The organism is Neobacillus niacini (assembly GCF_030817595.1).
Classification (GTDB): Bacteria; Bacillota; Bacilli; order Bacillales; family Cytobacillaceae; genus Neobacillus; species Neobacillus niacini_G.
This window is the reverse complement of sequence record NZ_JAUSZN010000001.1, coordinates 5,847,670-5,861,849: the sequence shown is the minus strand read 5'-3', so window position 1 is coordinate 5,861,849 and position 14,180 is coordinate 5,847,670. Positions and strand designations below refer to the sequence as shown.

Below are 14,180 nucleotides of genomic sequence, written 5' to 3'. Positions count from 1 at the left end.
AAATAGGGTGCTTTCCAAATGGAACACCCTATTTCTTTTATTAACATGATGAATATTCTGCCACCCGATTTCGCCCGGCCCTCTTCGCCCCAACATACAGTGCTCGGTCAGCATGTCGAACCAATGCCAGCGGCTCTTCTGCATCTTCAGGTGCAGTTGCAATCCCTATGGACGCAGTTATTTTTACTTGGTGCTGTTTGAGATCTAATGATTGCTGTAATATAAATGGCCAGTTTGCGATTGATTGTCTGATCATCTCTGCCATCTGGTAGGCTTCTTCTTTGTGTGCCTCAGGAAGTAAAACTACAAATTCCTCGCCACCATATCTGGCAACTGTACCCCTTGTACCCACAAGGTTATTTAATCTTGTGGCAAGCTCACAAAGAATTTCATTTCCACTTTGGTGACCGTAAGTGTCATTGACAGTTTTAAAATGATCGATATCAAGAATTATTAACGATAAGACTTTGCGTTCGAATTGGAATAATTTATCGAATTCCTCAGTTAGTAATTTTTCAAAGTAACGATAATTATATAATTTTGTTAACGCACAGCGTTCGCTCTGTGTCTTTGTAAGTTCATAATGCTTTGCATTATCGATTGCTACTGCAAAATACGAACAAAGAATATCAACAATCATCAACTGAGATTTTTCGTATGCTCTTTTTCGCTTTGAAGCGAGCAGTAATACCCCAATGACTTTTTTATTTCTGACGATAGGAACGGCTAATACACTTTCTGCATCAACAGGGAGATAGCCTTCGGAATAGGGCTTCCATTCTTTTTTTGAATGGTATAAACAACCTTTTCGCTTTTCCCATACATAACCGCTAATACCCTGATTTTTTTTGATTTTCGCAGTCTCAGTAGTAATTCCCGTACCACACTGTATACGTCGCACTAATTGAAGCTCGTCCTCACTGATGACATCAAAAATATAAGCATAGTCAACCGGCAGCATTTCACTTAACCTCTGAATAAAAAGGTCAATGACACCATCTACCTCAAGACGTTCTGCCATTTGATGACCAATTTCAGCCGCTTTTTGTAAATATTCATTGATTTTCTCACTTGAATAATAAAGTTTAAAAATGATCGATAAACTCGCAAATGGAACGGCTACGATCAATAAAGCTAATAAACCTTGTTGGTTATAAAACATATATAGGACAAAGCCAAGTGGCAAGGTTATAAATGTGGTGATGGTCTCAACGATGAAATCCTTCCCAAAGTAGGATTCTTTACTTTTATAAATGAAGTATAAATAAAAAGAAATGATGACCTGATTTAGACAGTAATTTACTACTGCATAAACTGCTGCAAGCCATATGGCATGTGGGTCATTTATTAGGGTCGGTCCAGTTTGTCCACCAAGTGCATAGTAAACAACACCGCTCAGTAAGGATACAAGGAAAAACATGATCAAATTTAGCGGTATGCGGAAATATTGTTCCTTTTGAACACGCAGCCCTAAGAGTAACAAAACAACAGCTACTTGGGCAAAAATCATTTCTATGAACAAGCCAAAACTCAAAAACGTTGCAAGTGAAACCCATTGGATTAGAAAGATAGGAGTATTATTAATGACCATTGGCATAAATGCCACAACAGATGTTAACGTCAAAAAAGCTAATAAATCCCACCATTGTCCCGAGAAGTGGGGAGGAAAAGCTTGATAGGTAAACCACATTCCTGCTGGAACTAACAATAACCAGACAAGAAAGATTGCTTTTTTCATTTTCGGTTGAACAGCCATTCCACTCCCCCTCCCACTTACATTATTTTGAAATTGAGTATACTAATATTATCAAAAATACTTTAGCTTGTCATAGTGAAATTGTATTGTTTTTCAAAAATTCACTTAAATACGGTTTAGCCTCTGAGATGAAATATAAAGAACCTGTAACGACTAGAACGGAATCTGGCTGTAGGTCTTGGATACATTTGGCAAGATGTGAATCCCAATTATCCCCGATTCTTTTATTTTTTGAATGACTTAGTGAAAACAAATCAAAGGCATCCGCTGCTCGAGGGAAATCAAACGATACAAATGAGATTTCATCGGCAACTTGGTCCAATTGAGCTATCATTTTGTCTAGCTTTTTATCCTTTAAGGCAGCAAATACAATATGAATAGTATAGTTAGAATAACGATTTGAAAGTTCATGAACAAGTGCTGCAATTCCCTCATCATTATGTGCACCGTCAATAATCACGAGTGGACTTTTAGAGAGGAGTTCAAACCTGCCTGGCCAATATGCTCTCTTTAAGCCTGTCCTTATTGCATGCTCAGAGATTGAAAATTCTTCATGACGATTGATAGATTGTGCTGCCATGACGGCTAAAGCCGCATTTTCTGTTTGATGTTGGCCAATCATGCTAATTTCTAATTGTTCAATTAGATGACCAGCAACATTTAGGATAAACACCTCGCCTGTTTCTTGCGGAAGGTGTGAGGTTATGGAGAAATCCTGATTGAGTATAAAAAGTGGAGCATTCTTTTTATCGGCCTGTTCTCTTATTACAGTAATGGCGTCCTGATTTTTCACAGCAGTGAAAACAGGAATCTGACTTTTTATAATACCCGCTTTTTCAAATGCAATTTCACCATAAGTATGACCAAGGATATTCGTATGATCCAGACCGATGTTTGTAATGACAGAAGCTATTGGTTGAATAATATTCGTAGAATCAAATCTTCCCCCTAAGCCCACTTCATATAGTACTATGTCAACTTGATTTATATTGGCAAAGTAATAGAAAGACATCGCTGTAATCACTTCAAACTCCGTCGGTCCACCTAGCTCAGTTTCTTCTAATTCGTCAGCCAGCGGGACAATAACATTGGTCAGTTCCATAATCTCTTCATCACTGATTGGTTTGCCATTGACTGAAATTCGTTCATTAAATTGTTCAATATATGGTGAGGTAAAAGTACCAACCGAATAGCCAGCAGCTTCAAGAATCGACCGCAAGAAGGTTACCGTTGAACCTTTGCCATTTGTACCGCCAATATGGACGGTCTTCATTTTTAATTCAGGAGATCCGAGTTTCTCCATCATCCATTCCATTCTGGCCAGACCTGGTTTAATCCCGAGTCTTAATCTTCCATGAATCCATTCAAGGGCTTCGTTATAGGTTGTAAACATTTCTGACACCCCAACTTTATTTTTCTAAAAGAAGACGAATCCTTAATGAAGGACTCGTCTCGATTTCTTTTTATTATAAACCTTTTAACTCATTTAAACGAGCCTCTATTAACGCTCTTTTTTCGCGATAGTCTTTTTCTTTGGCACGTTCTTCGGCTACAACACTTTCAGGCGCCTTTTTCATAAAGCCTTCGTTGTTGAGTTTCTTTTCCACTCTTTCTACTTCTTTTGTAAATTTATCGTACTCTTTTGTAAGGCGGGCAATTTCTTCTTCAATGTTAATCAATCCTTCTAGTGGAAGGATGATTTCCAATCCGGTAATGACTGCCGTCATAGCCTTTTCTGGTGTTTCCAGGTTGGTTCCCATTTGTAATTCTTCTGGGTTACAGAATTTTTCAATATAGGCACGATTTTTTTCTATTGCTGCTAAAACAGAATCATCCTTCGCCTTCACAAGCATTTTAATCTTCTTGCTCATTGGCGTGTTTACTTCAGCACGGATGTTTCGAACAGAACGAATCATTTCCATTAACATCTTCATTTCCTGTGCAGCTTGTTCATCAGAGTAGGCTGGATTTACCTCTGGCCACTTGGCAGTTGTAATCGATTCGCCACTATGTGGAAGGTTCTGCCAGATTTCCTCGGTAATGAATGGCATGAATGGATGTAACAAACGCATTGTCTGATCAAGAACATGTGCAAGAATCGAACGAGTTGTTTTCTTTGCAGCTTCATCGTCACCATATAATGGAAGCTTCGCCATCTCAATATACCAATCACAGAAGTCATCCCAGATAAAGTTGTAGAGTGCGCGACCCGCTTCACCGAATTCATAACGCTCTGAAAGCTTTGTAACAGTTTCAATGGTTTCGTTTAATTGAGTGAGGATCCATTTATCGGCAACTGATTTTTCTCCGCTAAAATCAATTTCTTCGTATGTCATGCCATCCATATTCATTAATGCAAAACGGGAGGCGTTCCAGATTTTATTTGCAAAGTTCCAAGTCGACTCAACCTTTTCAAAGCTAAAACGTAAATCCTGACCAGGTGCGCTACCTGTTGAAAGGAAATAGCGTAATGCGTCCGCACCATATTTGTCAATGACATCCATTGGGTCCACACCATTGCCAAGCGATTTACTCATTTTGCGTCCTTGTTCATCTCGAACTAAGCCGTGGATCAGAACGTCTTTAAATGGTCGATCTCCAGTAAATTCAAGGCTTTGGAAAATCATCCGGGAAACCCAGAAGAAGATGATGTCATAGCCAGTTACAAGTACATCTGTTGGAAAGAAACGCTTGAAGTCTTCTGCTTCTACATTTGGCCAGCCCATTGTGGAAAACGGCCATAACGCAGAACTGAACCACGTATCCAATACGTCTTTATCCTGCTCCCAATTTTCACTATCTGCTGGCGCTTCGTGCCCAACGAATATTTCACCTGTTTCTTTATGATACCAAGCAGGAATGCGGTGACCCCACCAAAGCTGTCTAGAAATACACCAGTCACGGATATTTTCCATCCAGTGAAGGTAGGTTTTTTCAAAACGATCTGGAACAAAATTAACTTTGTTTTCCTTACTTTGCAGAGCGATGGCCTCATCCGCAAGTGGCTGCATTTTAACAAACCATTGTGTTGAAAGGTAAGGCTCAACAACTGCACCACTGCGCTCGGAATGACCAACAGAATGTAAATGCTCTTCAATTTTGAAAAGAACGCCTTGTTCCTGAAGGTCCTTAACAATTTGCTTACGGCATTCGAAACGGTCCAAACCTTTGTACTTTCCTGCTCTGTCATTCATCGAGCCATCCTCATTCATAACAAGGATTCGCTCTAAGTTGTGACGATTTCCTAGTTCGAAGTCATTCGGGTCATGTGCTGGAGTAATTTTAACTGCCCCAGAACCGAATTCCATGTCTACATAGTCATCACCAACAATTGGAATTTCACGGCCCACGATTGGAAGAATTACCGTTTTGCCAATTAAGTGCTTGTAGCGATCATCCTCTGGATGAACGGCAACTGCAGTATCACCTAACATCGTTTCTGGACGAGTGGTTGCTACTTCAATATGTCCAGAACCGTCTGCTAACGGATATTTCATATGATAGAATGCACCTTGAACATCCTTGTAAATAACTTCGATATCAGATAGTGCTGTCTTCGTGGATGGATCCCAGTTGATGATGTATTCGCCGCGGTAAATAAGACCTTTGTTATAAAGAGTAACAAATACTTCACGTACTGCTGCCGATAAACCTTCATCTAATGTGAAACGCTCACGGCTGTAATCTAATCCTAAACCAAGCTTTGCCCACTGCTGGCGGATATGAGAAGCGTATTCTTCCTTCCACTTCCATGTTTCTTCAACGAACTTTTCACGGCCTAAATCATAGCGACTTTTGCCTTCGCCACGAAGTTTTTCTTCAACCTTCGCCTGGGTCGCAATACCGGCATGGTCCATTCCTGGAAGCCAAAGAACATCATAGCCCTGCATCCGCTTCATTCTTGTAACAATATCTTGCAAAGTTGTATCCCAAGCATGCCCTAAGTGCAGCTTTCCGGTAACGTTTGGCGGCGGGATTACAATCGTATAAGGCTGCTTGCCCTCATCATTCTGTGCTTCAAAAAACTTTCCTTTCAGCCACCAATCATAACGACCTTGTTCAATCGATTGTGGGTCATACTTGGTTGGCATGGTAATTTCCTTCGTTTCCATTTGACCATCTCCTTCATTTCTCTTTCTATCCAGAAAAACTAGACAAACAAAAAACCCCATTCGTCAATAAAAGGACGAATGGAGTTTGCTTCGCGGTACCACCTTTTTTCCAACCCTAAACAAATGGATTGGCGCTTAAATAAATAACGGATTTGATCCGTCTTCAACTAATAGGATGTATACATCCGTTCGCAGAAGAAGCTCAAGGGCGACCTTCCGAGTGTCTGCTTAGGAATCCTTTCAGCTACTGGTTCCCTCTCTTTAAGCAGGTGTACATCGTACTCTTCCCTGTCTATGCTTATGTGTTTTTAATTATATTGTTTATACTACCCAAAAAGTGTTCTAGTCGTCAATAATGATAGCCAATTTTTTTATATTATATACCATTTTGTAAAAAACGTTAAGAAATTAGGAGAATTCACTATGTAGGAAGAATATATATAAAAGAAATGCCATTTGTGGAGAGGAAGTAAAAAGATGAAGCGGAGGAAATTTATCACCAAATACTCCTACACTCCCTGGTATCGAACCACTAGGAGAGTATGCGAGCAGTTGATTTTGCCGTTTACGATTTTTCAATTAATACGAACCATTTTTATTCCCACTGTGTTTGATGTCCTTTTGTTAGCAGTGTTTATTGCAATAGCGATATCTATATATTTTGAAGTTGTTTAAGAGCCCATTTAGCATGATTACTGCTGCTGGGCTCCTTCTTTTGCCTTCTTTTCTTGCTCATCGATTTCAGTCATTCTCATCACAACATATTCGGAATTCTTCAAATGCCAATATTTCCGTTGCAGCATTCGGACAAATTTCAGCTCATTTTTTGGCTGTTCTTTTTTATAATACCTTTCAACTACTTGGATGATCGGAATAGGATAAGCTAAATAGCTAAAGAATAACAATTTTTCATCTGCCTTAAAGGGAAAATATTTATAGTAATGGTAAACCCATTCAACTGCTTCATCATTTCTTTGTGGCTGGGTATTAAAGGAACGAGAAAAGTATGGCAGTAGATCATGAATCGGTGAGCCATAGCGGGCATTTTCAAAGTTAATGAAATAGCCGTACCCTTTTTCGTCGTAAAGAAAATGCTCGGATGATATTTTTCCATGTGTAATCACCATTCGTGCTTTTTCTGTTTCCTTTGTTTTTTCATACCATTCTTCGAATTTGGTTTTAGAAAAGCGAAGTGCCTGACTTATTTCGTTATAGTACAAGCAAAACACCAATTCAAATGGGGACATATACGTCTTTTTTTCACATTCATCGATAAAGCCGTCCAGAAATTCCTGATTCTTATCGAGCACCTCAATCGTTTTTTCGTAATGCTCTGTCCGCTCCTCTTTATTTACCTTAATTTCCTTAGCAGTGATGGTGTGCATCCTTGCCACCTCACGAAATAGCTGCTGGTGTTTCTGTGTCCGATCTTCCTTTACTTCATTCGACATCCATGGCATTAAGTAATATAAGGCTTTATCATGGAGAACGGCATACCTTCCGTCCATCGTCGGATAGATAGGGACAATTCGATTGTAGCCCTTTTGGTAAAGAAGATGAACATGGCGAATAAAGTCTGTGCCAATTGTCGGGTCCATTTTCTTTAATGCAAAAGTCCCTTTATTGGAATAGATTTTTTTAATATTGCCGTGTTCCTCAACAAAATAAGGTTTTACTTGGTAGTTATTTAATATAGGTATCAGTGAATCCACCTGATATGTGTCGCGCATCGACATTCATCTGCCTTTCAGCTAGAGCAAAATCCTTAAAAAGATGGGAGCAGGTTAATAACCCGCTCACCATGTATTTGTTGATTACTTTTTTGCTAATGCGACAGGTACATATAATACTTGACCCTCAAATACATCTTGATTGAGTTCAAGATTATTGTAACGCAGCAGATTCGGGACTGATACCGCATAACGGTCGGCAAGACTATCTAGCGTGTCGCCCTTTTGGACAATGCAAACTTTTAATCTAGCTTGATCGGAGCTGTCTTCTTTGCGGGCAAAGAACTCCGTTAATGTCATTGTTTTCTTCTTAGATGGTTTCTTTTTGGCTTGTTTTGGCGGTGCCTCCGGAGAAGAAGAACTCTCCTCTAGAACTGGTTCTTTTGCTTCTACAGGCTCTTGTGCCTTCTCTTCTGCAATTGGCTGTGCCGGAGCTTCCTCTACGATTTCTTCTATCTCTTGGACGGGCTCACTAGCCTCACTTCTTGCATGTTCAAAAACAACAGGCTGTTTTGGCTGTTGGGGTTCTTCCTCTTCTTCAGGCTCTTGGTACGAAAAAGTTGGGAATTTCGGAAAAACTTCAACCTTTTCCTCCTCAGGCAGTTTTCTTGCTTCCGCTTCAAACAAGAAGGTATCCTCAAATTGATTCTCTTCCTGTTCTGCTTCTTCTTGTTCTTCTGCACGTGGTACTTCTACTTGATAACGATGGAGTACTTCATACTCCTCTTGTTCCTCAGTCTCTTCTTGTTGAGTCGAATCATACAAGCCACTGATGGTTAATTCTGCGGACAGTTTCAGACAACTGCGTTCCGGAATCGAATAATCAAATGACTCCACAATGACATCGATATCATAAATGCTTTGAATCCGATTGTTCGGAATGGTAATATCGACAGGAAAACGGTGTGAAAATTCACAAATGCCTTCCTCTTGAGGATCCACTCTTTCTACATACTTTTGATTAGGTACATTTTCTTCCTCTTCTACTGTACTTTCAGCGTCATTTCTATATTCGCCAGTTAACTCCAGCGAACCACGTATCGTTACGTATTGATCATTTTCCTGGATGGTAATATCCGGGTCTAGAGAAATCGACACAAGTTCAGCCACTTCCTGTCCTTTTCTAAACCACAATGACTCCTCCAAGGAAAATCGCAGGCACGATTGATTCTCCTGAGACAAAGCGACTCCTCCTTTCGTTTCCTTTTAAGCAAAATCACTATGTCACTTACACTCTATGAACGAATGCTTTTATTTATGATAAAAAAGCCTTCTTATGTGAAAAAGTTTGGGATTGTTGGATTTAACATTAATTAATCCTCGAAACTTTGATTACGGGACCTTTTTTAAAAACCTTTTTTCTTGCCGTTTTTCAGAAATACGTGCCAAAATTCATTTTTATGTGCCGAATCAACTTTATCGTCTAAAAATAGCCTCACGCACGCCGGGCTCAGGTATTTGTCTTTCCCTTTTCATGGTTTAGTATAGAATTTTTGCCTTGGAGCTGTTTGGATTTTGAAATCTAATGTCCTATTTGAATGAAAACCTTCTTTATGTGCTGTTTTATGGATTTACTTGCCAAATCCAACTTTTACGTGCCGATTTTAAAATTTACGTGCCAAATTGCATATTTATGTGCCAAATCACATGAACAAAAAAACACCCACCAGATAAATGGTGAGTGCCTTAAAAAAGTATTATTTTAGTTTTGAAAATGCAATATCTACAGCTCTGATCGTCTTTTCGATATCCTCTTCGGTATGTTCTGTAGATAAGAACAATCCTTCGAATTGAGATGGCGGCAGGAATACCCCTTGTTCTGCCATTTCACGATAGTAAGCTGCAAAATAATCTAAGTTAGACGTTTTTGCTGTTTCATAATTGATGACAGGTTCTTTGGTGAAGAAGAAACCTATCATAGAACCAGCACGGTTAAAGGTAACAGGAATATCATACTTTTGGGCAGCTGCGGTAATTCCTTTTTCGAGTAAATCACCTAAGCGCTTGAACTCTTCGTAATGCTCTGGTGTTAATTGACTTAATGTTTCATAACCAGCAGTCATCGCAAGCGGATTTCCTGAAAGTGTTCCTGCTTGATAGATTGGTCCTGCAGGTGCGATTTGTCGCATGATCTCAGCTTTACCGCCGTAAGCGCCAACGGGAAGACCACCGCCAATTACTTTTCCAAGACAAGTAATATCAGGAGTGATATTGAAATAGCCTTGCGCACAATTGTAGCCGACACGGAAGCCAGTCATCACTTCATCAAAAATCAACAATGCACCGTTTTCGGAAGTAATCTCACGAAGACCTTCTAAGAATCCTGGAAGCGGCGGTACAAGACCCATATTTCCTGCAACTGGTTCAACGATAATACAAGCAATATCATCACCGAATTGCTCGAACGCATATTTAACGCCTTCAAGGTCATTGTATGCCACTGTAATCGTGTTTTTAGCCACACCTTCAGGTACACCTGGACTGTCTGGTAATCCAAGTGTAGCAACCCCAGAACCAGCTTTAATCAAGAGGGAATCACCATGTCCATGGTAACAGCCTTCAAATTTCAAAATCTTGTTACGGCCAGTGTAGCCGCGTGCTAAGCGAAGCGCACTCATCGTTGCTTCTGTTCCGGATGAAACCATCCTTACCACTTCGATCGAAGGTACACGTTCAATCACAAGCTTAGCCAGTTCATTTTCCATTAATGTCGGGGCACCAAAGCTTGTACCAAGCTCTGCCACCTTTTTAATTCCTTCAACCACTCTGTCATTTGTATGGCCAAGGATTAACGGTCCCCATGATAATACGTAATCGATATATTCATTGCCATCGATATCATAGATTTTTGAACCTTTTCCTCTTTCCATGAAAATCGGATCCATATTAACAGATTTAAACGCACGTACCGGGCTGTTAACGCCGCCTGGCATTAAGTTTTGAGCTTCTTTAAATGCTTCTACTGATTTTGTATATGAGCGCATTTTTGAGTTCCTCTTTTCGAGTTGTTATTAGTGGTTTTCTTTTAACCAGCGGCATGCATCTTTAGCTGCATATGTAATAATAAGGTCTGCACCTGCACGTTTGAAGGCGATTAACATTTCCATTACCGTTTGTCTCTCGTCAATCCAGCCGTTTGCAGCCGCAGCTTTGATCATCGAATATTCACCGCTGACGTTATAAGCCACAACAGGAAGATTAAAGTTATTTTTAACATCACGAACAATATCAAGATAAGGCATTCCCGGTTTCACAATTAGGAAATCTGCACCTTCAGCCACATCGGATTCTGCCTCCCTAAATGCTTCCATTCTGTTTGCAGGGTCCATTTGATAGGTTTTACGATCGCCGAACTGCGGAGCGCCTTCAGCTGCTTCACGGAATGGACCGTAAAAAGCAGAAGCATATTTAACTGCATAAGACATGATCGGAATATCTTTAAATCCAGCTTCATCCAAACCTGCACGAATTGCTGCCACAAAGCCATCCATCATATTCGATGGAGCAATAATATCCGCACCTGCTTCAGCTTGAGCAATAGCTGTTTTTACAAGTAACTCAAGAGATTCGTCGTTTAAGATTTTATCGCCTTCAACCATTCCACAATGTCCATGGCTCGTATATTCACACAAGCAAGTATCCGCCACAATAATTATTTCTGGATAATGTTCCTTAATCCATCGGGTGGCAACTTGGATAATGCCATGGTCATGAAATGCTTGTGTACCACACTCGTCTTTTGTAGTGGGAATTCCAAATAATAAAACGGACTTAATGCCGTGAGCAACGATATCATCCATTTCAGCTTTTAGGTTATCCATTGATACTTGGAATACACCAGGCATAGAAGATACTTCTCTGCGAATGTTTTCACCTTCATAGATGAATAACGGATAGATAAAGTCGTCTGGTGTTAAGTGGTTTTCTCTTACGAGTGCACGCATACTAGCACTCGTACGTAATCGGCGATGACGTGAAAATTGAAGTTCCATTTATTTTTACCCCCAAGTTTTATTTTAAAATATCATTTTTCTAAAAACTGAATGGTGCCTTTAATCATATCTTTAACTGTATACTCCTCTGGAGACACGTGAACGGGCAGTCCATAGGCGAGTAATCTCTTCTCTGTAACTGGTCCGATACAGCTAATCACACATCTATGAATATGATTCTCGAGGTTATATTCCTTCACAACACTCATAAAGTGATTAACAGTCGAAGGACTCGTGAACATTAAAATATCAAGTTCATCATTAGAAAGCATGTTAGCTAGTTTCTTACGACTCTCTTCTGGCATGTAAGTCTCATATATAACAATTTCATCGACATGTACACCATGGTTACTAAGCGAAGCAGAGATATATTCCCTTGCTAGATTTCCCTTTGGGATTAGCACTTTTGAACCACTCGGCACTATAGGCAAGAATTCTTCCGTAAACACCTCGGTCACATAGGCAGTTGGTACAAACTCTGCTTTATATCCTCTCTCCTGCAGTACCTCTTCCGTTTTCCTGCCAATCACAGCAATTTTCGGAAATGATTTTTGATCTGCATTTTTGTAAAAAGAATAGAACGTTTCCACAGTGACATTGCTAGTAAAAACAATCCAGTCATATGTATTAATCTCATTCATAGCAGTTTGCAGCTGCGCTGTGAGGTCAATTGGCCGAAATGCAATAAGAGGGATTTCAATTGAAATCCCTCCATACTTTTCGACAAGTTGTGAAAAGGATTTTGCCTGACCTGCTCCACGAGGGACCAGGACCTTTTTGTCTTTCAACCCTAATGGTTTTAGCATTGACCTTCGAGCTCCCGTTTAACCTTCTCAATCAGGTCTTTAGCTCCTCTTTCAATTAATAGGTCTGCAGCTTTAATACCAAGCTCTTCTGGGTTAGTGCCCCTTAATTCTTCCTTAAAGATTTCTTGACCTTCAGGAGAAGCAACTAAAACAGTAAGAACGATTTCATCATTATCCGCTACATAGCCAAAGCCAGCAATCGGCACCTGGCAGCCGCCTTCCATTTTTTGAAGGAAAGCACGTTCTGCGCGAACAGCTCTTTCTGTTTTTTTACAAGTGAACTTTTCAAATAGTTCAAGAAGCTCCTTATCATCTTCACGGCATTCGATGGATAATGCACCTTGCCCAACTGCCGGAACACAAATATCTGCATCGATAAATTCCGTGATCGTTTCTTTTGCCCAGCCAAGACGTGAAAGTCCTGCTGCAGCTAGGATAATAGCGTCATATTCTTCATCTTGTAGCTTTTGTAATCTTGTATCAACATTTCCACGGATCCATTTTATTTCTAAATCTGGGCGCTGGGCTAAAATCTGCGCACTGCGGCGAAGACTGCTCGTACCAATAATCGCTCCTGGCTTCAAGTCTTTTAGCTTAATATGATCCCTTGAAATCAATGCATCACGATGGTCCTCACGGAAAGGGATGCAGCCGATTGTTAATCCCTCAGGCAGAACAGCTGGCATGTCTTTCATACTATGAACAGCCATATCAATTTCTTTATCCATCATGGCCTGTTCGATTTCCTTAACAAACAATCCTTTACCGCCTACTTTTGAAAGCGTAACATCAAGGATCTTATCCCCTTTTGTAACAATTTCTTTTACTTCAAATTCAAAGTTGCCGCCTAGCTTTTTAAGCTGTTCTATCACCCAGTTTGTTTGAGTAAGAGCCAATTTGCTGCGTCTAGAACCTACGATAATTTTTCTCATGACTGCCTCCTATGAGTACCAAAAGTGAAATGATGATAATTGCCCAAATAGAAAAAAGTTAATTAATACAATTAAAAATGAACCGACATTCCAAAAGGCTAATTGTCTGCCTGACATATTTTTAACGATACGCAGATACAAGTAGATACTGTATCCGGTTAATAGAATAAAGGAACCAATAATTTTCATATCGTACCATGGCATCCCTGGAACCTTTAAAAAGGCCCATTGTAAACCCAGAATTAGACTTAATAACAGCATAGGAACCCCAATGACTACTAATATATAAGAGGATCGTTCCAGCTTACTTAAATCTGCTATTCTCAAAAGCCTTGTCCCCCATTTTTTCCTTTTCAATAAATCATATTGAATCAGATAGAGAAGTGAAAGCACAAAAGACACAGAGAAGGCACCATAAGATAGAATGGCCATTGTGATATGTATAAGCAATAGTTCTGACATTAGCTGGTTACTTATGACATGTGAATCATGGTTAATCGGAGCAAATGTATGAATCGCGATGACAATAAAACCTAGTATATTTGTAAAAAAAACGATGAAATCGACCTTTAGAAGACGGTTAATTCCAAGTGATAAAGTTACCAAAACCCAGGCATAAAAATAAAGACCTTCAAAGATTGTTAATGCAGGAAATCTTCCTGTTTTTATCATATAGGAAGTAAGAAAGCCGGTTTGTAAAACCCATACAAACGCAAGTAACCAGAAGGCGATACGGTTTGCCTTCCGGTTATGGTGAATGAAATCGAAAAAATATAACAACACACTGAAGGCATATAGGACTACTGTCAATTCGTGCAGCCGCGTCATATGGAAGTCAAACATATTCAGTAC

Annotated in this window: 10 protein-coding genes and 1 other annotated feature; all 10 genes read right to left on the bottom strand. The window is 39.8% G+C overall.

What is annotated here, in order from left to right; all coding sequences use genetic code 11:
* Positions 1 to 40 precede the first annotated feature (40 nt).
* Entirely contained in the window at positions 41 to 1,756 is a 1,716-nt protein-coding gene (locus QFZ31_RS27785) for a sensor domain-containing diguanylate cyclase (RefSeq protein ID WP_307309381.1), read from the bottom strand.
* Between the two features lie 70 nt (positions 1,757 to 1,826).
* Positions 1,827 to 3,149, bottom strand: a complete 1,323-nt coding sequence (locus QFZ31_RS27780; protein WP_307309380.1) for a bifunctional folylpolyglutamate synthase/dihydrofolate synthase — start codon at positions 3,147 to 3,149, stop codon at positions 1,827 to 1,829.
* A gap of 73 nt (positions 3,150 to 3,222) precedes the next feature.
* The gene (locus tag QFZ31_RS27775) at positions 3,223 to 5,868 is read right to left on the bottom strand and encodes a valine--tRNA ligase (protein WP_307309377.1); all 2,646 of its coding nucleotides are present in this window, start codon (positions 5,866 to 5,868) and stop codon (positions 3,223 to 3,225) included.
* 67 nt (positions 5,869 to 5,935) lie between these two features.
* Positions 5,936 to 6,172, bottom strand: a binding site (T-box leader).
* 388 nt (positions 6,173 to 6,560) lie between these two features.
* Positions 6,561 to 7,598 carry a spore coat protein YsxE gene (gene ysxE, locus QFZ31_RS27765; protein WP_307311828.1) on the bottom strand — a complete coding sequence of 346 codons (1,038 nt, stop codon included), beginning with the start codon at positions 7,596 to 7,598 and terminating at the stop codon, positions 6,561 to 6,563.
* A gap of 84 nt (positions 7,599 to 7,682) precedes the next feature.
* The gene (gene spoVID, locus QFZ31_RS27760) at positions 7,683 to 8,732 is read right to left on the bottom strand and encodes a stage VI sporulation protein D (RefSeq protein ID WP_407074809.1); all 1,050 of its coding nucleotides are present in this window, start codon (positions 8,730 to 8,732) and stop codon (positions 7,683 to 7,685) included.
* A gap of 563 nt (positions 8,733 to 9,295) precedes the next feature.
* Positions 9,296 to 10,582, bottom strand: a complete 1,287-nt coding sequence (gene hemL / locus QFZ31_RS27755; RefSeq protein ID WP_307309373.1) for a glutamate-1-semialdehyde 2,1-aminomutase — start codon at positions 10,580 to 10,582, stop codon at positions 9,296 to 9,298.
* 27 nt (positions 10,583 to 10,609) lie between these two features.
* A complete protein-coding gene (hemB, locus tag QFZ31_RS27750) occupies positions 10,610 to 11,590 on the bottom strand; it encodes a porphobilinogen synthase (protein WP_307309370.1) in 981 nt (326 codons plus the stop codon).
* Positions 11,591 to 11,622: 32 nt separating this feature from the next.
* A complete protein-coding gene (locus QFZ31_RS27745; protein ID WP_307309369.1) occupies positions 11,623 to 12,396 on the bottom strand; it encodes a uroporphyrinogen-III synthase in 774 nt (257 codons plus the stop codon).
* Entirely contained in the window at positions 12,390 to 13,328 is a 939-nt protein-coding gene (hemC, locus tag QFZ31_RS27740) for a hydroxymethylbilane synthase (protein ID WP_307309366.1), read from the bottom strand. Before hemC ends, QFZ31_RS27745 begins: the two co-directional genes overlap by 7 nt.
* Before the next feature lie 9 nt (positions 13,329 to 13,337).
* Entirely contained in the window at positions 13,338 to 14,171 is an 834-nt protein-coding gene (locus QFZ31_RS27735; protein ID WP_307309363.1) for an inner membrane protein YpjD, read from the bottom strand.
* Positions 14,172 to 14,180: the final 9 nt, after the last annotated feature.